At 65.3% G+C, this 21,356-nt stretch carries 21 protein-coding genes; 11 read left to right on the forward strand and 10 right to left on the reverse strand.

The features are described 5' to 3' along the window. Positions 1–4 precede the first annotated feature (4 nt). From AC1DTF_RS15000 to AC1DTF_RS15020, 5 genes are all read left to right on the forward strand, one after another. On the forward strand, positions 5–1,648 hold the full coding sequence (locus AC1DTF_RS15000; protein WP_477474638.1) for an MCE family protein: 1,644 nt from the start codon (positions 5–7) through the stop codon (positions 1,646–1,648). Beyond that, positions 1,648–2,430: a hypothetical protein gene (locus AC1DTF_RS15005; RefSeq protein WP_477474639.1), complete on the forward strand. Its 783-nt coding sequence runs from the start codon at positions 1,648–1,650 to the stop codon at positions 2,428–2,430. Before AC1DTF_RS15000 ends, AC1DTF_RS15005 begins: the two co-directional genes overlap by 1 nt. Before the next feature lie 2 nt (positions 2,431–2,432). Further along, positions 2,433–2,978, forward strand: a complete 546-nt coding sequence (locus AC1DTF_RS15010) for a twin-arginine translocation pathway signal (RefSeq protein WP_477474640.1) — start codon at positions 2,433–2,435, stop codon at positions 2,976–2,978. Between the two features lie 109 nt (positions 2,979–3,087). Beyond that, positions 3,088–4,242: an acyl-CoA dehydrogenase family protein gene (locus tag AC1DTF_RS15015; RefSeq protein ID WP_477474641.1), complete on the forward strand. Its 1,155-nt coding sequence runs from the start codon at positions 3,088–3,090 to the stop codon at positions 4,240–4,242. Further along, a complete protein-coding gene (locus tag AC1DTF_RS15020) occupies positions 4,239–5,426 on the forward strand; it encodes a CaiB/BaiF CoA transferase family protein (protein WP_477474642.1) in 1,188 nt (395 codons plus the stop codon). Before AC1DTF_RS15015 ends, AC1DTF_RS15020 begins: the two co-directional genes overlap by 4 nt. A 392-nt stretch (positions 5,427–5,818) precedes the next feature. On the opposite strand, the gene AC1DTF_RS15025 is transcribed toward AC1DTF_RS15020, so the two are convergent. Further along, positions 5,819–7,702: a TolB-like translocation protein gene (locus tag AC1DTF_RS15025; RefSeq protein WP_477474643.1), complete on the reverse strand. Its 1,884-nt coding sequence runs from the start codon at positions 7,700–7,702 to the stop codon at positions 5,819–5,821. Between the two features lie 64 nt (positions 7,703–7,766). Between AC1DTF_RS15025 and AC1DTF_RS15030 the strand changes: the two genes are divergently transcribed. Beyond that, a complete protein-coding gene (locus AC1DTF_RS15030; RefSeq protein ID WP_057170495.1) occupies positions 7,767–8,177 on the forward strand; it encodes a MarR family transcriptional regulator in 411 nt (136 codons plus the stop codon). A gap of 53 nt (positions 8,178–8,230) precedes the next feature. On the opposite strand, the gene AC1DTF_RS15035 is transcribed toward AC1DTF_RS15030, so the two are convergent. The 4 genes from AC1DTF_RS15035 to AC1DTF_RS15050 are packed head-to-tail and all read right to left on the reverse strand — an operon-like array spanning position 8,231 to position 12,123. Then, positions 8,231–9,673, reverse strand: coding sequence for an aldehyde dehydrogenase family protein (locus AC1DTF_RS15035; RefSeq protein WP_477474644.1), 1,443 nt, complete (start codon positions 9,671–9,673; stop codon positions 8,231–8,233). Then, entirely contained in the window at positions 9,670–10,467 is a 798-nt protein-coding gene (locus AC1DTF_RS15040) for a carboxymuconolactone decarboxylase family protein (protein ID WP_477474645.1), read from the reverse strand. The genes AC1DTF_RS15035 and AC1DTF_RS15040 overlap by 4 nt, the downstream gene beginning before the upstream one ends. Positions 10,468–10,492: 25 nt before the next feature. Further along, on the reverse strand, positions 10,493–11,296 hold the full coding sequence (locus tag AC1DTF_RS15045) for a mycofactocin-coupled SDR family oxidoreductase (protein ID WP_477474646.1): 804 nt from the start codon (positions 11,294–11,296) through the stop codon (positions 10,493–10,495). Further along, a complete protein-coding gene (locus AC1DTF_RS15050) occupies positions 11,293–12,123 on the reverse strand; it encodes a mycofactocin-coupled SDR family oxidoreductase (RefSeq protein WP_477474647.1) in 831 nt (276 codons plus the stop codon). Before AC1DTF_RS15050 ends, AC1DTF_RS15045 begins: the two co-directional genes overlap by 4 nt. A gap of 108 nt (positions 12,124–12,231) precedes the next feature. Here AC1DTF_RS15050 and AC1DTF_RS15055 point away from each other — a divergent pair, with 108 nt between their 5' ends. Continuing rightward, positions 12,232–12,807: a TetR/AcrR family transcriptional regulator gene (locus AC1DTF_RS15055; RefSeq protein WP_477474648.1), complete on the forward strand. Its 576-nt coding sequence runs from the start codon at positions 12,232–12,234 to the stop codon at positions 12,805–12,807. Between the two features lies 1 nt (position 12,808). On the opposite strand, the gene AC1DTF_RS15060 is transcribed toward AC1DTF_RS15055, so the two are convergent. Genes AC1DTF_RS15060 through AC1DTF_RS15080 form a run of 5 tightly spaced genes read right to left on the reverse strand, consistent with a single transcriptional unit; the run spans position 12,809 to position 17,295 of the window. Continuing rightward, the gene (locus AC1DTF_RS15060) at positions 12,809–13,393 is read right to left on the reverse strand and encodes a TetR family transcriptional regulator (RefSeq protein WP_477474649.1); all 585 of its coding nucleotides are present in this window, start codon (positions 13,391–13,393) and stop codon (positions 12,809–12,811) included. A 31-nt stretch (positions 13,394–13,424) separates the two neighbouring features. Further along, positions 13,425–14,084: a GntR family transcriptional regulator gene (locus tag AC1DTF_RS15065; RefSeq protein ID WP_057170488.1), complete on the reverse strand. Its 660-nt coding sequence runs from the start codon at positions 14,082–14,084 to the stop codon at positions 13,425–13,427. A 39-nt stretch (positions 14,085–14,123) separates the two neighbouring features. After that, positions 14,124–15,107, reverse strand: a complete 984-nt coding sequence (locus AC1DTF_RS15070) for a transketolase family protein (RefSeq protein WP_057170487.1) — start codon at positions 15,105–15,107, stop codon at positions 14,124–14,126. Further along, positions 15,104–15,943, reverse strand: coding sequence for a transketolase (locus AC1DTF_RS15075; protein ID WP_477474650.1), 840 nt, complete (start codon positions 15,941–15,943; stop codon positions 15,104–15,106). Before AC1DTF_RS15075 ends, AC1DTF_RS15070 begins: the two co-directional genes overlap by 4 nt. A gap of 8 nt (positions 15,944–15,951) precedes the next feature. After that, the gene (locus AC1DTF_RS15080; RefSeq protein WP_057170732.1) at positions 15,952–17,295 is read right to left on the reverse strand and encodes an MFS transporter; all 1,344 of its coding nucleotides are present in this window, start codon (positions 17,293–17,295) and stop codon (positions 15,952–15,954) included. 202 nt (positions 17,296–17,497) lie between these two features. Here AC1DTF_RS15080 and AC1DTF_RS15085 point away from each other — a divergent pair, with 202 nt between their 5' ends. The 4 genes from AC1DTF_RS15085 to AC1DTF_RS15100 are packed head-to-tail and all read left to right on the forward strand — an operon-like array spanning position 17,498 to position 21,316. After that, on the forward strand, positions 17,498–18,328 hold the full coding sequence (locus AC1DTF_RS15085) for a sugar phosphate isomerase/epimerase family protein (RefSeq protein WP_477474651.1): 831 nt from the start codon (positions 17,498–17,500) through the stop codon (positions 18,326–18,328). Positions 18,329–18,339: 11 nt separating this feature from the next. Then, on the forward strand, positions 18,340–19,110 hold the full coding sequence (locus tag AC1DTF_RS15090; RefSeq protein WP_477474652.1) for an SDR family NAD(P)-dependent oxidoreductase: 771 nt from the start codon (positions 18,340–18,342) through the stop codon (positions 19,108–19,110). A 29-nt stretch (positions 19,111–19,139) separates the two neighbouring features. Further along, positions 19,140–20,858 carry a dihydroxyacetone kinase family protein gene (locus tag AC1DTF_RS15095; protein ID WP_477474653.1) on the forward strand — a complete coding sequence of 573 codons (1,719 nt, stop codon included), beginning with the start codon at positions 19,140–19,142 and terminating at the stop codon, positions 20,856–20,858. Beyond that, on the forward strand, positions 20,855–21,316 hold the full coding sequence (locus AC1DTF_RS15100; RefSeq protein ID WP_477474654.1) for a ribose-5-phosphate isomerase: 462 nt from the start codon (positions 20,855–20,857) through the stop codon (positions 21,314–21,316). The genes AC1DTF_RS15095 and AC1DTF_RS15100 overlap by 4 nt, the downstream gene beginning before the upstream one ends. Positions 21,317–21,356: the final 40 nt, after the last annotated feature.

The following is a 21,356-nucleotide window of genomic DNA, read 5'->3' on the forward strand; positions in this document are numbered from 1 at the left end:
CACAATGCTCACACGCTTTGTTCGGATCCAGCTGATGATCTTCACCGTTACCGGGTTGATCGGCGTGACCGCCATCGCTCTCAACTACGTGCAAGTGCCCGCGCTGCTCGGGATCGGGCGAACCACGGTCACGGTGGAACTGCCTGCCGCCGGGGGCTTGTATCGCTTCAGCAACGTCACCTACCGCGGTGTGCAGGTCGGCAAGGTGACCGAGGTGGAGATCTCCAAAGACGGCAATGAGCGCACGGTGCGCGCAACCTTGTCCCTGGACGGTGGGGCCAAGATACCGGCCGACGTGCAGGCCGACGTGCACAGCGTATCGGCGATCGGCGAACAGTACGTCGATCTGATCCCGCGCAGTGCCAACGGGCCCTACCTGCAAAATGGCTCGGTCATCGGCCAGGCCGACACCACGATTCCCCAGCCGATCGGCCCGGTACTCGACAAGACGAGTGAGTTGTTGGGCAGTCTGCCGAAACCCCAGCTGCACAGCCTCGTCGACGAGATGAACCGGGCCTTCGACGGGGCGGAATATGACCTGCAGTCCCTCCTGGATTCAGCGGGCACGATTACCCATGGATTGCGGAACGTCGAGAAAGAGACCCGTAGTTTGATCGACGACGGCGGTCCGTTGATCGACGGCCAGGTGCAGAGCACAGAGTCGATCGAGACGTGGACGCGCTCGCTGGCAGCGGTCAGCACTCAGCTCGTTGACAACGAGCCCGATATTCGAACTCTGCTGGAGAAGGGTCCCGGTGCGTTCGATGAATCCAGCCGATTGCTGGACCAACTCAACCCGACCATCCCGATCCTGCTGGCTAATCTGAACTCCATCTCCCAGTTGGCCGTTACGTACCGCCCGTCTCTGGAGCAGCTCCTTGTGCTTCTGCCACCGGTGATTTCGATCGTTCAGGCTGTACAACCCAACCGCAACGCGCAAGGGTTGGGCGCCGGTTCGTTTCGTATCACCGTCAGCGACCCGCCCGCCTGTACCGTCGGGTTTCTCCCACCATCATCCTGGCGCCCGGCGTACGACACCACCACCATCGACACTCCTGACGATCTGTACTGCAAACTGCCACAGGATTCCCCAATAGCGGTGCGCGGCAGCCGCAATTTTCCCTGCATGGGCCAGCCCGGCAAACGGGCACCGACGGCAGAAATCTGCAACAGCGACCAAAACTACGAAGCACTGGCACCCAAACAGCCGGTCCTGGGCCCCGCCCCACGAGATCCGAATCTCGAAGCGCAGGGCATCCCGCCCGACAGCCGCTGGTTTCCCGACCAGGGTCTGTACTCGCCGCCCGGGCAGGGTCCACCACCACCATCGGACGTATCGACTTCCTCGGCGCCGACCAGCATGCCCGTTCCGCCGCCGGGCACCGGCATGGACGCTCCGCCACCGGGGATGAACGGTCCGTCCGGCGGCAACGTTCTCCCACCCCCAGATTCTGAAGCCGTCGTCCCTGCCGTCAGCCCCTCGGGATACGGCCCGAGTGTGACTTCGGGATCGATCCATTTCGCGCACTACAACCCGCGCACAGGTGAATTCATGGGCAGTGACGGGAAGGTGCACCGCCAAAACGATCTGGTTTCCGGATCAAAGCCGCAGTCCTGGAGGGACCTTCTGCTCGACGGTGCTGCCTGATGACCATACGAACGGACCCTGAAACCCTCATGCGTACCACCTTCGAAGATGCAGACGTGCCCGACGCCGAGAACGACCTCGAGCTGCAGAAGATTCAACAGCTCGTCGAACAGGCCGATGCTGAAGTGGCCGAGGCCGAGGCGGTCCTGGCCGCTACACGCGCACGTGCCAAGGTGACACGACTTCGCGAAAGCTTGGCCCGCGCGCAGTCCGGACTACCCGTCGATGATTCTGACCTCATCGAAATCGATGATCCCGCCGCTGCGGGTTACGTTGGGAGGCAAACTCGGTGGCGCCTACCTGATGTACACATCGCGGTGAGATTGATGTCGGGAATCTTGTGTGTCGTGGCAATTGCCGGGTGTGGTTACCTCTCGTGGCAACATCACCAGCTCGCCGCCGACGAGCAACGCCAGACTGAGTTCATCAACGCTGCACGGGAGGGAATCTCCGCGCTTACCTCATTGGACTTCAATCACGCCCAGGAAGACATCGACAAAGTCCTCGAACACGCCACCGGCGACTTCGAAAGAGACTTTCAGGCCCGGGGATCCGACTTCGCGAAAGTGGTCCTTGACTCCAAAGTCGTCACCCGCGGCACCGTCCACTCGGCTGCGCTGCAGACGATGACCGACGACTCGGCCGTCGTGCTGGTTGCTGCCACCTCACAGGTCACCAACAATGCCGGTGCGGACAAGGCGCCACGCGCCTGGCGGCTCAGTGTGTCCGTTGCGCGCGAGGGCGGCCAGTACCTGATCTCAGATGTGGAGTTCGTCCCGTGAACGTGAGCACCACCGACGACAGTCCCCTGGAGCCATCTGCGGAGCCCGCCCCGCGGCGCTCCCGCGCCAAGACCATCGTGGCGGTCGTCGTCGCCATCATGTCAGTCGGCTTGTTCGCCGGGCAGTATTGGCTTCAGTACCGTCCGGACCGCCCGGCGAGTGACGAACTGCGAGAAACCGTCATCTCGGCGGCCGGCGACGCGACCGTCGCCCTTCTGTCCTACGCGCCAGAAACGATCGAGTCAGATCTCGACAACGCGAAATCTCATTTGACCGGCGATTTTTTGACCTATTACTCACAATTCACCGACAAAATGCTCAATCCCGCTGCCGTCAAGGACAAGGGCGTGAAGACGACCGCCACCGTGGTACGAGCCGCGCCTGTCGCTGTTGATCGCGATGCCGCCAAGGTGCTTGTCTTCGTCAATCAGGACACCACCACCGCAGAGAAGCCGCAGTCCGCAATCTCGGCGAGCAGCGTCCTGGTCACGATGACGAATGACAACGGGCGATGGCTCATCTCCGCGTTTGATCCGACACCTGCCTGAACGCATATGGCAATAGGCAAGTTTCACGCGACACAGGAAGCTCTATCGATGTGAGGCAGCAGGCCGCCGGCGTGGCGGCTGTTGTTCTCGCCAGGACGCGGAAGGAATCATGGTGTTTACCGAGGAGGAACAGGCCCTCGTCGATACGGTACGGCTGTTCGTAGAGAAGCAGGTGAAACCGGTGGTGCGCGAGCTTGAGCACGCCAACACCTACCCCGAAGAACTCATCGAGATGATGAAGGCGATCGGCATCTTCGGTCTGGCGATTCCCGAGCCATACGGTTTCGGGCAGGTCTCGATGCCTTGCTATGTCGCCGTCACCGAGGAGCTCGCCCGCGGCTGGATGAGTCTGGCCGGCGCCATGGGCGGCCACACCGTGGTCTCGAAGCTGATCACGATGTTCGGCACCGAGGAGCAGAAGCAGCGCTACTTGCCGCGGATGGCGTCCGGAGAACTGCGCACCACGATGGCCCTGACCGAGCCCGGAGGCGGGTCGGACCTACAGGCTATGCGGACCGTCGCCCGCCGGGACGGTGACGAATACGTGATCGACGGGAGCAAGACGTGGATCACCAATGCGCGTCGGGCAGGCCTGATCGCTTTGATGTGCAAGACCGATCCTGCTGCCAAACCGGCGCATCGCGGTGTGTCCATCCTGTTGGTCGAGAAGGTGTCCGGCTTCACGGTGTCCAAGGACCTGTCCAAGCTCGGCTACAAGGGTGTGGAGAGCTGTGAACTGAACTTCACCGACTGCCGGGTGCCGGCCGACGCCCTCCTGGGCAGCTCTGAGGGTAGCGGCTTCCCCCAAATGATGAAGGGCCTGGAGGTCGGCCGCCTCCAGGTGGCCGCCCGCGCCACCGGCGTCGCCAAGGCCGCTTTCGAGGACGCGCTGCGCTACGCCCAGGAGCGCGAGAGCTTCGGCAAACCCATCTGGCAGCACCAATCGGTGGGCAACATGCTTGCCGACATGGGCACCAAACTGTCGGCTGCTCGGGCGTTATTGTTCAGCGCTGCTGAGAAATTCGACTCCGGTGCGCGCGTGGACATGGAGGCTGGGATGGCCAAGCTGTTCGCCTCCGAGGTTGGAATGGAGATCGCGCTGGACGCGGTGCGGGTGCACGGCGGCTACGGCTACTCCACCGAGTACGACGTCGAACGCTACTTCCGCGACGCCCCGCTGATGATCGTCGGTGAGGGCACCAATGAGATTCAGCGCGGGGTAATCGCCAAGCAGCTGGTCAAGCGGGGAGGGCTGGACCGGTGACGCTCCCGCTGGAGGGCATCACCGTGCTCTCGCTCGAGCACGCGGTGGCAGCACCGTTCGCCACGCGCCAGCTCGCCGATCTCGGCGCCCGGGTGATCAAGGTCGAACGACCCGGTTCCGGTGACTTCGCCCGCCAGTACGACGATTCGGTCAACGGAAGCTCCAGCTATTTCGTGTGGCTCAACCGCTCGAAGGAGTCCGTCGCCTTGGACGTCAAGTCTGCACGCGGACAACAGGTTCTTCATGAACTCGCCGACAAGGCCGACGTGATCGTGCAGAACCTCGGCCCGGGTGCAGCGTCACGGCTGGGTCTGTCCGCCGAGAAGATCCGTGCACGCGCCCCCGGCAAGATCGTGGTGTCGGTGACGGGGTGGGGGAGCACCGGTCCGTGGGCCGACCGCAAGGCGTACGACCTGCTTGTCCAGTGTGAGACCGGGCTGGTGTCGTTGACCGGCACACCCGACGAGGTGGCCAAGGTGGGTCTTTCGATCGCCGACATCGCCGCGGGTATGTACGCGTTCAGCGGTATCCTGGCGGCGCTGTACCGCCATCGGGCCACCGGCGAGGGCGCCACCATCGAGGTGTCGCTTTTCGAGGCGCTGGCCGAATGGGTCGGACAGCCCGCGCATTTCACGGCTGGAGCCGGCCGACAACCCGGACGGTTCGGCGCCCAGCACGCCACCATCGCCCCGTACGGGCCCTTCGAAGCAAGGGACGCCCACACGGTGCTGATCGCCATCCAGAATGAACCGGAATGGTCGCGGTTCTGCACCGTGGTTCTGCAGCGCCCCGAGCTCGCCGAGGAGCCGCGATTCGCGTCCAACTCCCTGCGGGTGGCCTACCGCACCGAGGTCAACATTACGATCTCGGAGGTGTTCGCCACCTTGTCCGCCGCCGAACTGCAGGCCCGGCTGACCGCTGCGCGCATCGCTTTCGCCGGAGTCAACACAGTCAGCGAATTCCTAGACCATCCTGTACTCGCGGCACGTGATCGCTGGCGAACAGTCGAGACGGAGAACGGCCCCACGCGTGCTCTGCTGCCACCGATCGATCTCGGCGCCGAACCTCGGATGGATCCGGTACCCGCGCTGGGGCAGCACACTGCGGCCATCTTGGCCGAACTCGGCTATGACGCAGAAGAGTTCGTGAAACCCCCGCAGCAGATGCCGACCTCGAGAGCCTGACAGGACAGACCGGTGTGACAGCGGCTTGGCACAGGTCGTGCTTGGACGTAGTCATCGCGCTCAGGATTGGCGCGCTCATTGGGTGAGTCCGCTCCGGGCCGGCGGGTGTTGGCCCGCCAGCGCATAATTGCCTTCAAATGCTCGACCGGCCGGTCCCTCGAAGAGATCGAAACGAAGACCGATAGATTCCTCGACGAACTCCGGGCGCAGACGATCGACATTCCCTGCTTCGTGAAAACCCCGGCGACACATCACCGTCGCAATCTCCGACCTTCTGCTATCAATGGTCCTGCGGCTCGTCGACGAAACTGGCGCTCGGCTATCCCGGTTTCGTCACCGGGCCGGCCAATGGCGTCACCGGCAAGCGAAACGCGTTTAACTGCCCGGGCGGTTCATTGTCCGGTTCGGGGGGATGTGAACGTCTCGCCATCGAGGACCGTGACCAACTCGCCGGTGATCGTCGCGCGGCCGTCGGGTTTCGAGGGAGGGGTCACCACGAAACCGGTGGGTCCGGTGGTCGACCTCGACCCGGTGTGTTTTCCGCTGAGCGTCACGTTTGAGTGCCAGGTATACGGCGCAGAGGTGGCCGATTCAGTGCCGTTGACGATGTTCGCGCCATCGCGACTGAAGTTCTCATAGTCGACGTCGATGCGCGAGATCGCGGTCCGGTCGGCGTTTTCGGTGATGCTGACGGTCGCCTTGCCTGACGCGTCCCCGTCGAGGGTGTAGGTCCCCGCAGGCAGGTGCCGACGCGCGGGCAGGGGCTGACCTGGATTCACCCGGGTTGCCCAAGGAATATCCATGTCGAACGGTTGCGGCTGGGGGGCCACACGCGGCTGCCTGTCGGTCAGTTCGGCAATCATGAGTCTGGTGGCCCGCCCGCCAGGTTCCTTCGACGTCGGGCACGCCGCCGCGGTGGGCTGATCCGGACCGCATGCCGGCGCCACCACCATGGCCTGCCAGTAGACGATCGCTGTTCCATCTGGAGACCATGCCGGATCAGCGCGGCCGTTCCACAGCGGGTCGCAGACGCTTCCACTGCCCGGAGTGGCGTCATCGCAGGCGTTCAACTGCTGGGTGGCACCGGGGTCATCAATTCGTGCAATGAAGGGCTGGAAGAATCGGCGGTGTCCGTTGTTGTAGAAGAACTGCACCGCCCCGGTGTTCACCAGATCGACGATCGGGGGCACACCCGGCAGTGCGCCGACGAAGCGCATGCGATCACTCACGCGACCATCCATGTATACGACCCACTCGTCGTCAGGTGAGGTCATCGATGGGTCGGTGTACGCCGCATCATACGAAATGCGTTGGGAAGCAGCACTCTTGAGATCTGTGATAAAGAGATCGAAGTTCCACGAGTCGTAGGTCCCTATTCCCAGCGCTGCCTTACCGTCACGGGTGAAGCCGCGAAACTCGCCGATCATCGCGGTGGGTTCGTTCAGCTGCAGCCGAGTCGGGTCACCGGGGGTAATATCGACCATCCCGCGAAAGCTCGATTCGTGCGGGACCAGGTAGGTGACGTCACTCAGTTCGTATCGGGCTTGTGTGCGGTTGAAGTTCAGTCCGCCCACCACCGCGAGCTGATCGACAAAAACACCGTTGACGAGACTCGGCTCGCTGAACCCGAGATGCTCGTTGTCGGGGTGCAGCCGGAGTTCGCGCATGATCATGCCCGGTCGGTGGGGCGAGATCGGGTAGATCGTGGCCTCAGCCGGTGTGCATGCGTCGTCTAGGATGCGATGTGACCCGCAGTCGAACACATTGGTGCCGAGCAGCATTCGCGTGCCGTCCCGAAATATCTGGGGGTGGTCGACCAGAATGTCCCCGGCACCGGAGGGTTGACGGTTTGCGCCGACAGAATTGGACACACCGCATGTCAGGCATCGCCACGCCTCCCCGTCGCTGAATGTGGTTCCATCGGTCTTGATGGCGATGACCTGGTCCCCGGTGAAGATGTGGCGGGGATCGGGTGCGCCCGGAGCGCCTGCGTAACGGATCGGCAGCAGGATGTGGTTGCCATCCGGGGTGTAGCTAGGTCCTTCCGCGATGCCGCGGTCCCCGCCATCGATACACCCTGTCGGGTGGCTACACGACCCGACCTCGGCCGATGGGGCGGTGGGGGGCAAGGGCAGCTCGCGTACAGCGACCGGTTCGACCTCTGAAGAACCTGTTGGAGAGGGATTCTCGCCAGTTCCCATGGTGCAGCCGCCCAGGATGGCAACCACCAGGAGGGCTGCGCCCAGGCGGACGCCGGCGGTACGTGCCGAGTGCATGCGGGCTCCTTCGGAATCTTTGATACATCTCTAGAGATACATCTCTGGTGCTAGATTAGCAACCATGGAACGCCAGCGACTGCACCGCCTCGGGCGGCGTTTGGTCGAACTCTCCCGGCAGGTGGAGCTTGCGCCCGGTGATGTGCGTCCCGATCCTGCAGAAGAATTGATCATCGGCGACGTCATGTTCCATCCGAGCAGCACCATCGGCGACGTCGTCACGCGGACCGGATTCGCCCAGAGCTACGTGTCCAAATGTGTCGCGGGACTGGTGGGGCGGGGTCTCCTTGTCACAGCTGCCGATGAGTCCGACCGGAGGCGGACGATCATCGGCCCAAGTCCGATGCTGCAGGGCGCCAGCCGACGTCGCACGCCACCCCTGCTGACCATCTTCACAGAGGAACTGGGCAGTGAAGCCGCGGCGCGGCGGGCGCTCGCAGCGCTGGAAGAACTTGCCGACGCCCTTCTTGACTGAGCGCTAGGCCAACCATGCAGGCTCGTCGCTCGACCAGCGGAACGATTGAGCTTTCAGCCCAGCCCAATACGAATATTTTTGACTTGCAAGAACTCCTGCAGGCCTTCCCACCCGCCGGTGCGCCCGAAGCCGCTCTGCTTGTATCCGCCGTAAGGCCCCTGCGGTGAGATCCTGCTCGTGGAATTGATCCACACCGAGCCGGATTCCAGTGCCTGGGCCACCCGGTGCGCACGCCGCAGATCTCGGGTGTGCACGAACGCGTTCAGTCCGTAGGCCGTGTCGTTGGCGATCCGGACAGCCTCGTCGTCATCGGTGAACCTGATGATGGAGACGACCGGACCGAAGGTCTCGGTCTGCGCCAGCGGTGACGCGTTGTCCACGTCGGCGAACACCGTGGGCTCGACGTAGAAGCCTTGCGCGAATTCACCGCCCACCCGCTTACCGCCGGTGAGCAGCTCCCCGCCGCCGGTGCGCACCGCGGTATCGACAGTTTCGAGGATGCGGGTGAGCGAGCCCTCGGAGATGACCGGACCGAACCTGACGTTCGGATCGAACGGGTCGCCCACCGTGGCGGAGCCGACCACTGCCAGGAACTTCTCCACGAAGGTGTCGTACACCGAGGCGTGCACGAGCAACCGACTCGCGCATGCGCAGCTCTGCCCGGACTGCATCAGCGGCCCCTGGTGCGCGGACAGCATCGCAGCCTGATCCAGATCGGCATCGCCGAAGATGATGTTGGCCGACTTTCCACCCAGCTCGGCGACCACGGGCGTCAGGTTCTCGGCCGCCGCGCGGATCACCGCGCGCGCGGTGATGCCGCCCCCGGTGAAGTGCACCTTGCGCACACCGGGATGGCGGACCAGGGCGTCGCCGCCTTCGGCCGCGGCGGGCAGGACGTTCACCAAACCCGGGGGCAGCCCGGCTTCGATGCACAGTTCGCCGAAGCGGAGTGCGGCCAGCGGCGCGAGCTCGGATGGTTTGAAGATGACGGCGTTCCCGGCGGCAAGGGCCGGCGCGACACAGGAACCGGCGACCGCCAGCGACCCGTTCCACGGTGCGATCACCGCAACCACACCGTAGGGTTCCCGCTCGACGAGGTTGACGTCGAACGATCCGCTCACCGGCGTGCTCGATCCGGAGATCTTGTCGGCGTAGCCGGCGAAATGGCGCAGGAAGCCCTCCAGCATGTGCGCGGTGCCGGCGAACGATATCGGTACCGCATAGTCCTGCACGTTCAGCGTGGCCAGTTCGTCCAGGTGTTGGTGGACGGCGTCGGCGAGGTCGATCAGCCGGTCGCGACGCACATCGACGGTCTGCGCCGCCCACTCCTTTTGGGCTTCGCGTGCGGCGACGACCGCACGGTCGACGTCCGCGGCGCCGGCCAACGCGACGGTCGCATTGGGACGCCCCGTCGCCGGAAAGATGTGCTCGTGAAAGGTCTCCGTCGAGGTGATCCGGTCCCCGCCGATCAACAATCCGACTGGTGCACCGGTCATTCCGATCCCCACTCCTGGGTAACCCGTTGCTTCTGTTCCCCGATCACCTGATTGAGGTGAGATCCCTTCGGCCAGCCGTAGTAGGCCGCGAACTGCAGTGCCAACTCGTCCATCTCGTCGAAGGAGACCTCACGGCTCTTCAACGCGGCGTAGACGTGGCTGAGGATCGGGTAGGGGGCGTCCTGAAACGCCACGCACGCCACGGTGATCAGGCGGCGTTCCTTCATGCCGAGCCCGGGTCGCAACCACATCTCGCCGAACACGAAGTTCAGGATCCCCGCGCCCTGGAACGGATTGTCCTGATTCGGCGCGGACTCAAGGCAGTTGATGTCCTTGAAAGACTGCGCACCGATGGCAAGGCGGGCCTGCGGGTCACTGGGCGTCGGCAAGGGCAGCAGCGGCAGCGGAGGCGGTACCTGCTCGCCGCGCTCGCGGTGGATACGGGCCCATTGTTCGTCGACGATCATGTTGAAACGGGATGCCTTCGGCCAGCCGGCGTACACCGCGAAATGTAGTACCATTTCTTGCATTTCGACGATGCTCACGTCCCCGCTGTTCAGCGCGGCGTATACGTGATCGCGCAGCGGGGTTTCGGCATCGGCATCGGCCACGCAGGCCAGCGTGACGAACCGGCGGTCGCGGCGGCTGAGGCCCGGCCGTTGCCATACCTCAGCGAACACGAAGTCCAGCATGCTCGTGGTGGCCGGCGCGGTGTCGGCCGGGGCCGGGAATGTCATCACGTCGGCGAAGGCCTGCCGGCCTCGTTCGAGACGGTCTGTGTCGGTCAGCGTCATAACGGTTCTCCTTCTCGGCGGCCGGTCATCTGATGGTGACGCCGGCATCGACTTTGAACTCCAGGCCGGTCACGTAGCGAGCTTCGTCGGAGACCAGGAACAGCACCGCATTGCTGATGTCGATGGCCTCGGCCATCACGATGGGCAGTGCGTTCTGGAAGATAACGCCGAGATCGGGCCGCTTCTCCACCAGCAGGGTGTGCAGCGAAGCGGGTTGCATACCGGTCTCGACACCGGTGGGATGCACGGTGTTGACCCGGACATTGACCGCCGCAAGCTCATTGGCCAGTGCCTTGCTCATGCCGACGACGCCGTGCTTGGACGCTGTGTAGGGGGTGTGCAGCGGGCTGCCCTTGATCCCCGCCGCCGAGCTGATGTTGATCAAACTTCCGCCGCGCTCGACCAGGTGCGGCAACGCAGCGGCGCAGGTGTTCCAGGTGCCGATCAGATTGACATCCACGACGGTGCGCCACTGCGCCGATGTGGTGGTGTCCCAGGTGCCCGCGGTCAGCACCCCGGCGTTGGCCACCGAGGCGTCCAGACCGCCGAGTTCGGCAACCCCCGCATCGACCGCGGCTGCGAGCGCCTCCGCGTCGCGGACATCGACGACGTGGGACACCGCTCGACGGCCTAGTTCTGTTACTTGTCGCGCAGTTTCGGCCAGATCGTCCTCGGTGGACAGCGGGTACTCCACCTCGGGAAGCGAAGTGCAGATGTCGATCAGGATCAGATCGGCACCCTCCTGCGCCAGTCGGACGGCGTGGCTGCGGCCCATACCGCGCGCCGCGCCGGTGATCAGGACGCGCTTGCCCTCGACCCGGCCGTTCATAGCTTGTTGCAGAAGCCGGCGTCGACCGGGAACGTGACCCCGGTGACGTACTTGGCGGCGTCGGAGACCAGATAGCCGATCGCCGCGCTGATGTCTTCGGGTTCGAGCATGGACACCGGCATCGGGTTCTGCAGATGCGGCCCCGCGCCGGGGTACTGCTCCAGGAAGGCGGTCATCGCCGGATTGTTCGCCATCATGGTGTTGACACCGGTCGGGTGCACGGTGTTGACCCGGATGCTGTGCGGGGCAAGAGCATTGGCCAGCGTACGCATCAGGCCCACCACGCCGTGCTTGGATGCCGCGTAACCGAGGCCGCCGCCCTGCGAGCCGCCGAAACCCTTGAGCCCGGCCGTCGAACTGGTGAACACGATGGCGCCGCCGCGCTCGCCGGCGATCAGGTGCGGGATGGTGGCTTTCGCGGTGTGGAAGGAGCCGATGAGATTCACGTCGATGGCTGCGGACCACATGTCCAAGTCCTCTTCGATACTGACCTCGCGGAAAGCCGTCGGTGCGATTCCTGCATTGGCGCAGACGATGTCGAGTCGGCCGAAGCGCGCTACCCCGGCGTCGACCGCTGCCCGGACGGCATAGAAGTCGCGGACATCGGCGACCGACGCGAGGATCTTGCCGCCCGCGGCTTCCACCAGTGCGATCGTTTCGTCCAGTTCGTCACGACTGGCCATCGGATAGCCGTTGGCGGGAATGTCGGCGCAGATGTCGATGCCGATGATGTCGGCGCCCTCACCGGCCAGCTTGATGGCGTGGCTGCGTCCCTGTCCGCGTGCCACGCCGGTGATGAAGGCGACCCTGCCGTCCAATGAGCCCATGAATCCTCGCTTCGTTGCGGGTGCCGCCTCTGTGTGCGGCGCTCCGGAGTAACCGGGTTACTGGGGGTACGGTAACCAAGTTACTGACGATGGGCAAGGGGGTGTGCGATGGCGGAGATCGATGACCGGCTGCTCGCCGTCGTGGTCGAGATCCTGCAAACCGAGGGTTATGACGCGGTGCAGTTGCGTGAGGTGGCCCGCCGCGCCCGCTCGTCGTTGGCCACCATCTACAAGCGGTACACCACCCGTGAGGACCTGATCCTCGCGGCGCTCGAGGTGTGGCTGGATGAGAATCGGTACTCCGCTGTCGCGCCGCATCGCCGGGCCGAGGGGGAGTCTCTGCACGAGGCGATGATGTCGCTGTTTCGCACCATCTTCGAACCGTGGGAGCGCAATCCGGGGATGTTGACGGCCTACTTCCGGGCGCGGTCATCGGCGAGCGGGCAACGCCTCTTTCGGCGGGGTCTGGATATCGTCGGGCCGGCAGGTCTTGAGCTGATGGCCGATGTCGATGACGAATTCGTCGCCGATCTGAACGCCGTCCTGTCCAGCGTGGTCTACGGGCTACTGGGCCGGTTCGTTGCCGGTGAGATCGAGACCACCGACATCCTGCCCACCTTGGACCGCACGGTGTACTGGCTCACGGTGGGATATCAATCGACGAAAGACACTGCAGCCGAATAGATCAGCTGGCGGACAACTTGTCGTCCAACAGTGACAGCGCGCTCAGCAGCGAGCCCTCGGGCATCGGAGTGTTGTCCGAGGCTGCCATCAGTACCCCGACGATCGCCCCCGCGATCACCCGGCGCCCGAGTTCGTCGGCGGGCGCATCAGGGCGTTCGACGAGCGCCTCGGTGATCAGATCGATCAGCCGGATGTACTCGGCGTAGAGCAGACCGCGCGCCTCGGGAATGTCGAACGTCAACCGCTGGCCGGCCTCGAAAACCGTCCGTTCCTCGGGTGTCAGCGCACCGAACACCTCGGCCACCCCGTGCCGGTAGGCGGCGACGATGGACAGTTCCGGGGGTGCCTTCGCGAAGGCTGCCACGATCGGCGCGATCTGATCGTCGGCGAGCAGCACAGCTTCCTTGACACCGAAGTAGCGGTAGAACGTGCGCGGCGAGATATCGGCGGCATCGGCGATCTGCTCGACGGTCGTGTCGGCGTAGCCCCGCATCGCGAACAGCTCGAGGGCCGCGCGGCGGATCGCGGCACGGGTGCTGATCTTCTTGCGCTCCCGTAGGCTTTTTTCGAACTCAGGCGTCGACACGACCCCATTGTCCCCCCTAAAGGGGGCTCGTTCAGCCGACCAGCGTGCTCGCCGCGCCCGCCATGTGCTCGGCGACCGTGGCTGCGGCCAAGGCGGCGTCCCCGGATTCGATGGCGTCGACGATGTCGTAATGGCGCTTGGCGTTCATGTTCTTGATGGCCCGGTCGACGCCGGCGAACATGATCGACATCCGGATGCTGCCCTCCAGTGATGTCCACTGGTGCAGCAGCGTCTCGTTTCCGGTGAGCTGACACATGGTGCGATGGAACCGCAGGTCGGCCTCGATCCGGTCCTCCAGGTTCGCCTCGGCCCAGCGATCCATCTCGTCGACCGCGTGGCGCAGGGTCGCGACGGCCTCGGTGCGGTCGGGCCGGGAGGCGAGTTCGTGCGCGGCCATCGACTCCAGCGCGGCGCGGACGTTGAAGATGTCGCGAATCTCCTTGGCGTCCAGGTGCCGTACCGAGAGCCGCCCGCGGGCCCCTGCCGAGATCAGGCCCTCTTGCTGGAGTTGGCGCATCGCCTCGCGCAGGGTGCCCCGGCTGATCTGCAGTGCGTCGGACAGATCCGTCTCCACCAGGTGGGTGCCCGGGGTGAGCTGGCCAGTGGTGATGGCCCGGCGCAGTGCGGTCAGTGCCTGCTGGCGCAGGCTGGTTTTTTCCAGGCGCAGCAGAGATGTGGAATCCACGGACATCCTGCGCTCCTTGACTGTCAACATTCAGATGTCAACACTTTACAGCCGTTCGAGCACCGTCGCGACGAGACGCGCGGTCGCGAGCCCGTAACGGTCGTGCAGGGTCGGCAGCGCGCCGGCGGCCAGGAACTCGTCGGGCAGCGCGACCGGGGTGATCTGCTTGGCGATCCCGCGGGTTACCACCGCCGATGCGACCGTCTCGAACAGGCCGCCGATCACCGTGTGATTCTCGCAGGTCACCACCAATCGATCCGTATCCACCTGTGCCAGTACGGTTTCAGCGTCGAAGGGCTTGATGGTCGGGGTGTGCACCACGGCCACGTCGACATTGTGGGCAGCCAGTTGTTCGGCGGCCTGCAGTGCCCGCATGGTCATCAGGCCCGAGGAGATCAGCACCACGTCGGCCCCGTCCCGCAACACCTTGGCTTTGCCGAGCTCGAAACGGTAGTCGTACTCGTCCAGGACGGTGGGCACGTTTCCGCGTAACAGCCGCAGGTAGGTCGGTCCGGCGTGTTCGGCGAGCTGCGGGACGGCCTGCTCGATATCCACCGAGTCGCAGGGGTCGACGATGGTCAGGTTCGGCACGCCGCGGAAGATGGCGATGTCCTCGGTGGCCTGGTGTGACGGTCCGTAGCCGGTGGTCAGGCCCGGCAGTCCGCCGATGATGTTCACGTTCAGGTTCGGCTCGGCGATGTCCAGGCAGATGAAGTCATACGCGCGCCGCGCCGCGAACACCGAATAGGTGGACGCGAACGGCACGAGACCGGTTTCGGCCATCCCCGCAGCGGCGCCGAAGAGCAGTTGCTCGGCCATCCCCATCTGGAAGAACCGGTCCGGGAACCGGTTGGCGAAGATGTGCATGTCCGTGTACTTGCCCAGATCGGCGGTCAGACCGACGATCCGGTCATCGGCCTGGGCGGCCTTGACCAATGCGTGCCCGAACGGGGCCGGGGTGGTCTTCTGGCCCGGATCGGCGAACGAGGCGATCATCGCCGATGTCTTGAGCTTGGTGGGCGTGCTCATGCTTGATATCCCTCAGTCAGTTGGTCGCGGCAGATCTGCCACTCGTCCTCGTCGATGCGCATGAAGTGCGCCTTCTCGCGGTTCTCCAGCAGCGGCACACCGCGGCCGACCTTGGTGTCGCACAGGATGACCGACGGCACGCTGGTGCTGACGGCGTCGAAAGCGCCGAGCAGCGCGTCGACATCGTTGCCATCCACCCGCGCCACATGCCACCCGCATGCGGCCCACTTGTCGGCGACGGGCTCGGTGCGCAGCACACCAGCGGTGGGTCCGTCGGCCTGCAGCGCGTTGATGTCCACCATCGCAATGAGATTGCCCAGTCCGTGGTGCGCGGCACCCATCGCGGCCTCCCACGTGGAACCCTCATCGAGCTCACCGTCGGACAGGAAGTTGATGATGCGGGCATCCGAGCCTTGGTGCCGCAATCCCAGCGCCATCCCGACCGCCACCGTCAGACCGTGACCGAGGGAACCGCCGGATATCTCCATACCCGGTGTGTAGCTTGCCATTCCGGACATCGGCAGTCGGGAGTCATCGGATCCGTAGGTCCCGAGTTCGTCGACGTCGATGATGCCGGCCTCGGCCAGCGCGGCATACAACCCGATGGCGTAGTGACCCGTCGAGAGCAGGAACCGGTCGCGGCCGGCCCAGTGCGGATCGTCGGCGCGGTAACGCAACTGGTCGACGTACACGGCGGCCAGCATGTCCGCGGCCCCCAGCGCCTGACCGACGTAGCCCTGGCCCTGGGCCTCGCCCATGTTCAGCGCGTGGTGCCGTATCCGGTAGGCGGCCTGGGTGACCTTCTGGCTGCGGAGGTCGATTGTGGCTGTGCTCACCGCGGGCATCAGACGCTCGCCCCGTGTGGCAGGGGGGTGCTGATCGAGGCTTCCTCGGCCAGCATGCGCTCCCGAGGTCCCCAGGTTTCGCGGGTGAGAATGGCGGCGATCAGCCCGATGGCCATGTAGCCGCTGAACAGCAGGGCGGGGCCCCACCAGCCGTAGGCCTCGTACAAGAGCGTGGTGATGAAGGGCGTGAAGCCCGAGGCGATCGCGGAGATCTGGTAGGCCAGGGAGGCACCCGAGGAGCGGGTGTTCGCATTGAACAGTTCGGGGAACCATCCGCCCTGCGAGCCGGCCAGCGCGTTCTGGAACACGCCGTAGGCGATGACGAACGTCGCGACGATGAGGATGAAGACACCGGTGTTGACGGTGACGAACATCAGGACGCCGAAAGGTATGCCCAATGCGCACACCCAGAGATAGAGCGGGCGGCGTCCGATCTTGTCGGTGAGTTTTGCCCAGGCGAAGGTGGCGAAGATGCCGACCGCCGATGCGATGCACAGGGCGCCGATGGTCTGGGACCTGGTCGCGAGTTCGGCGTTCTTCAGGTAGGACAGCATGTACGTGATGGACACCGCGTAGCCGGCCGTTTCGGCAATGCGAAGGCCGATGCCGCGCAGGATGTTCCGCCAGTCGGTCTTGACCACCTCGATGATGGGCGACTTGATGATGTTGCCCTCGCTCTTGACGTCCTCGAACACCGGGGACTCGGGCACCTTGGCCCGGATGACCAGACCGACGATCACCAGGACGGCGCTGGCCAGGAACGGCACCCGCCACGCCCAGTCGCCACCGAGGTGGATGCTGAAGAAGAACACGAGGTTGGCGATGAGCAGTCCGACGGGGAATCCGGCCTGCACGATGCCGGTGTAGCGGCCCTTCTTCTTCCACGGGGCGTGCTCGTAGCTCATCAGGATGGCGCCACCCCACTCGGCACCGAACGCGAGACCTTGGATGATGCGCACGGTCACCAGCAGGATCGGGGCCAGCACGCCGACGGTCTCGTAGGTGGGAAGCAATCCGATCGCGAAGGTCGCAATGCCCATGAGGATCAGCGAGGCGACCAGGACCGGCTTGCGGCCCACCTTGTCGCCGAGGTGGCCGCCGATGATGCCGCCGAGCGGTCTGGCGACGAACCCGACGCCGAGCGTCGCAAACGCGAGCAGGGTCCCCGTCACCGGGCTGGAGTTCGGGAAGAAGGCGGTCCCGAAGTACAGCGCGGCTGCGGTGCCGAATCCGATGAAGTCATAGGTTTCGATGACGGCTCCGACACCGGAGCCGATCGCTACCCGCTTGGCGTCCTTGGTGCCATGCACCGGACCCCGCATCTTCAGAGCGTCGTCGCTCATGGTGGACATCCTTTCAAATCCAGTTCTACCTGGTGTTCCGACTGGCCATTCCGGTCACTGTCGACGGTCAACAGTGCGGTGCGTCACCCAGTGTGAGCACGCCCACACTGAATGTCAACAGTCAACACCAGACAAATGTTGCCCGTTGACTGTTAACAGTCAACTCGGTTACTGTGTCAGTCATCACAACGCGGGAGGTGACATGACAAGCCGTTTCAGCAGCAGGCTCGGGTGCTCGACCATCAGCTTTCGGCACCAGAATCTGGCTCAGGGGCTGGCGACGATCGCCGGGCTGGGCTTCAGGGAGATCGATCTAGGCGCGCTGCCCGGCGTCTGCGATCACGTGCCGTACGTGCTCGACGAAGCCGCTGTCGACGAGGTGTCCACGACGGTCGCCGCGTCCGGGCTCACGGTCCGATCCATCAACGGCGATATCGGCGACCTGAATGCGCCGCTGGACACAGATCAGCAACGAGCGCGAGTGCGCCACCTGAACATGCTGGTCGCCCTCGCGTCGGCCACCGGCGCGCGTGCGCTGGTGCTGCCCTGCGGGGCGCTGGCTCACGAACCGGTGTCCACCCTCGACGAGGACCTCGACCTGGTCGCCGACGAACTCACCGCGGCCGCGCACATCGCCGCCGGGGGGCGGGTCGAGCTCTGGACCGAATCCCTGCACTTCCATCGGCTGTGCTGTGACATCGACCGGGCTCAGGCGTTGCACGAACGACTCGAAGCCGCGGTGGGCATCGTCATGGATTTCAGCCACATCGTGGCTTCCGGCGGCGACCCGGTGGACTACATCGGACGGATCGGTGCGCGTATCGCGCACGTGCACATCCGCGATGCGGTGCCCGGGAACATCAACCTCTCGGTGGGCAACGGGGCCGTCGACTTCGGCCGCGGACTCAAGGCACTGGCAGACGCCGGTTACACCGGCCACTTCTCCCTGGAGCTGGAGACCCGAGATATCACCCACGACGAACGACCCGCGGCGACAGCCGCCGGCGGCCAACTGATTTCCGAACTGATCTAGAAGGAGACACTGTGAGTATCGAGAAGACCGCCGTCATCACCGGCGCAACCTCCGACAAGGGCATCGGCGCGACCGTCGCCGCACGCTATGCGCGGGAGGGCTGGGCCATCGTCATCCTCGACCTCGACGGCGAAAAGAGCGCCAAGGTCGCCGCCGAGATCGGAAACCAGTACGCGGTACCGGCGTTCGGTTACGGCATCGACGTCACCTCCGAGGAATCGGTCACCGCTGCCTATGACGCTGTCGCCGCTGAGGTCACCGCGGGCAACCTGCCCCCGATCGGCGCACTGGCCAACATCGCGGGCATCACCTCCCCGGTGCCGTTCCTGGAAACCACCCTGGAGCTGTGGAACAAGGTGTTCGCCGTCAACTCGACCGGCACCTACCTCGTCACCCGCGCCTTCCTGCCCGCGATGATCGAGCAGGGCTGGGGCCGCATCGTCAACATGTCATCGGTGTCCGCGCAGCGCGGTGGCGGTGTGTTCGGCAAGGTGCCCTACTCCTCGGCCAAGGCCGCCATCCTCGGCTTCACCAAGGCGCTGGCCCGTGAGGTCGCCGACAAGGGCGTCACCGTCAATGCCGTCACCCCGGGCGCGGTCGACACCAATATCCGCGTCGGATCCACCGATGAGCAGGAGGCCGCGCTGGCTGCCGCCATTCCCGTCGGGCGCACCGCCACCACCGAGGAGATCGCCGCGGTGATCACCTTCCTGTCCAGCGAGGACGCCAGCTACCTGACCGGGACCACCGTTGACATCAACGGCGGCAGCCACATTCACTAGTCGCCTTTCACCTAGATGAGGTCCGTGCCATGACACGTCTGTTCAACGACCCGGCCACGTTCACCGAGGACATGCTCGCCGGCTTCCTGGACGCCAACGCGCATTACGTGGTGGGCGTGCCCGGCGGCGTCGTGCGTGCCACCGAGACACCGGCGGGAAAGGTGGCAGTCGTCGTCGGTGGCGGCTCTGGCCACTACCCCGCGTTCTGCGGGGTGGTCGGGCACGGCTTCGCCGACGGCGCGGTGGTGGGCAACATCTTCACCTCCCCGTCGGCGCAGGAGGCCGCCTCGGTGGCCCGCGCCGCGCACGGCGACGCGGGCGTACTGCTCATCACCGGCAATTACGCCGGCGATGTGATGAACTTCGGGCTCGCGGTCACGGCGCTGCGGGCCGAGGGCATAGACGCCCGCTATCTGGGTGTCACCGACGATATCGCCAGTGCCGCAGTCGAAGACATCGGGAAGCGGCGCGGTATCGCCGGAGACTTCACGGTGTTCCGTTGTGCCGGTGCAGCGGCCGAAGAAGGTGCCGATCTCGACGGTGTCGAGCGGGTGGCCGTCAAGGCCAACGCGGCGACCCGCACCCTGGGCGTGGCGTTCGAGGGGTGCACCATGCCCGGTGCGGGTCGTCCGCTGTTCGTCGTCGCGGACGGCCAGATGGATCTCGGCCTGGGCATCCACGGTGAACCGGGTGTCTCCAGTCATGAGATGCCGACGGCCGCCGCACTCGCCGACCTGCTGGTCGCCGGGGTGCTTGCCGAGAAGCCGTCCGGGTCATCCGGGCGAATCGCGGTGATCCTCAATGGTTTGGGCCGCACCAAGTACGAAGAGTTGTTCGTGGTGTGGAAGACGGTGGCGGCGCGGCTCGCCGAATCGGGCCACACCGTGGTGGCACCCGAGGTGGGAGAACTGGTCACCAGCCTGGACATGGCGGGCTGCTCGCTGACGGTGATGTGGCTCGATGACGAACTGGAGCGGTTGTGGACCGCGCCGGCCGACACGCCCGCCTATCGCAAGGGTGCGGTCACGGCAGGCGCGGGGATCCGACGTGCCGATGGCGTTGCCGGTGCTGTTGCGCTGCGGACCATCGAGGGTGATGGGGATTCCCGGCAGGTGGCTGCGATTGTGGCTCAGGGGATTTCATCGATCGCCGCGCAGATGGTGAATGCCGAGCACGAACTCGGGCGCATCGACGCGGTCGCCGGGGACGGTGACCACGGACGGGGCATGGTGAAGGGCACCACGGCGGCCGCCGGCGCCGCCGCCCTCGCCGTCAACGCGGGCGGCGGTACCGCATCTGTGCTGACCGCGGCCGGCGAAGCGTGGGCGGCGAAGGCCGGCGGCACCTCCGGCGTGCTGTGGGGTGCCGCTCTGTGTGCCGCCGGGGCGACCCTTGGCAATCGGGGTGTTCCCGGGGGACGTGACATCGCCTCTGCGCTGCGGGCCGGGCAGGACGCGCTGGTGGCGCTGGGCCGTGCCGAGCGCGGCGACAAGACCATGCTCGATGCACTCGGACCCTTCATCGAGTCGTTCGAGGCTGCCGTCGAGGGCAGAACCGATTGGCGCAGAGCCTGGTTGGAATCCGTGGAGATCGCCCAGAAGGCGGCCGCCGAGACGGCCGACCTTCGACCCAAGGTCGGCCGGGCCCGACCACTGGCAGAACGCAGCGTCGGGACCCCCGACGCGGGCGCCATATCGCTGGCCATGTGCATTCACACCGTGGCCGAACTGATCGAGGAGATGGCATGACCCTGCGCGTGGTGATCGGTTGCGATGACGCCGGATTGCAGTACAAGGACATCCTGCGCGCCGACCTTGAGTCCGATCCGCGGGTGGATCGCGTGGTCGATGTGGGCGTCGGACCTGACGAACACACCGCCTACCCGCACGTGGCGGTCACCGCGGCCCGCATGGTGGCCGAGGGGGAAGCCGACCGGGCGCTGCTGATCTGCGGTACGGGCCTGGGGGTGGCCATCGCGGCCAACAAGGTGCCCGGCGTACGCGCGGTCACCGCCCACGACAGCTTCTCGGTCGAACGTGCGGTACTGAGCAACAACGCCCAGGTGCTGTGCTTCGGGCAGCGCGTCGTGGGGGTCGAGTTGGCACGTCGGCTGGCAGCCGAATGGCTGGGCTACCAGTTCGATCCGGCCTCCGCATCGGCGGAGAAGGTCGCCGCGATCTGCGGGTACGAACCGCAGAACGTGTGACGGGGTAGCGGCGTCCGGTCCGCGCGGCACGGCTAGGGTT

This window comes from Mycobacterium sp. P4_H6 (genome assembly GCF_056400845.1).

Coding starts and splice junctions, on each gene's coding strand:
- AC1DTF_RS15000 (WP_477474638.1), top strand. CDS start 5: ATGCTCACACGCTTTGTTCGGATCCAGCTGATGATCTTCACCGTTACC.
- AC1DTF_RS15005 (WP_477474639.1), top strand. CDS start 1,648: ATGACCATACGAACGGACCCTGAAACCCTCATGCGTACCACCTTCGAA.
- AC1DTF_RS15015 (WP_477474641.1), top strand. CDS start 3,088: ATGGTGTTTACCGAGGAGGAACAGGCCCTCGTCGATACGGTACGGCTG.
- AC1DTF_RS15025 (WP_477474643.1), bottom strand. CDS start 7,702: ATGCACTCGGCACGTACCGCCGGCGTCCGCCTGGGCGCAGCCCTCCTG.
- AC1DTF_RS15030 (WP_057170495.1), top strand. CDS start 7,767: ATGGAACGCCAGCGACTGCACCGCCTCGGGCGGCGTTTGGTCGAACTC.
- AC1DTF_RS15035 (WP_477474644.1), bottom strand. CDS start 9,673: ATGACCGGTGCACCAGTCGGATTGTTGATCGGCGGGGACCGGATCACC.
- AC1DTF_RS15040 (WP_477474645.1), bottom strand. CDS start 10,467: ATGACGCTGACCGACACAGACCGTCTCGAACGAGGCCGGCAGGCCTTC.
- AC1DTF_RS15045 (WP_477474646.1), bottom strand. CDS start 11,296: ATGAACGGCCGGGTCGAGGGCAAGCGCGTCCTGATCACCGGCGCGGCG.
- AC1DTF_RS15050 (WP_477474647.1), bottom strand. CDS start 12,123: ATGGGCTCATTGGACGGCAGGGTCGCCTTCATCACCGGCGTGGCACGC.
- AC1DTF_RS15055 (WP_477474648.1), top strand. CDS start 12,232: ATGGCGGAGATCGATGACCGGCTGCTCGCCGTCGTGGTCGAGATCCTG.
- AC1DTF_RS15065 (WP_057170488.1), bottom strand. CDS start 14,084: ATGTCCGTGGATTCCACATCTCTGCTGCGCCTGGAAAAAACCAGCCTG.
- AC1DTF_RS15070 (WP_057170487.1), bottom strand. CDS start 15,107: ATGAGCACGCCCACCAAGCTCAAGACATCGGCGATGATCGCCTCGTTC.
- AC1DTF_RS15080 (WP_057170732.1), bottom strand. CDS start 17,295: ATGAGCGACGACGCTCTGAAGATGCGGGGTCCGGTGCATGGCACCAAG.
- AC1DTF_RS15085 (WP_477474651.1), top strand. CDS start 17,498: ATGACAAGCCGTTTCAGCAGCAGGCTCGGGTGCTCGACCATCAGCTTT.
- AC1DTF_RS15095 (WP_477474653.1), top strand. CDS start 19,140: ATGACACGTCTGTTCAACGACCCGGCCACGTTCACCGAGGACATGCTC.
- AC1DTF_RS15100 (WP_477474654.1), top strand. CDS start 20,855: ATGACCCTGCGCGTGGTGATCGGTTGCGATGACGCCGGATTGCAGTAC.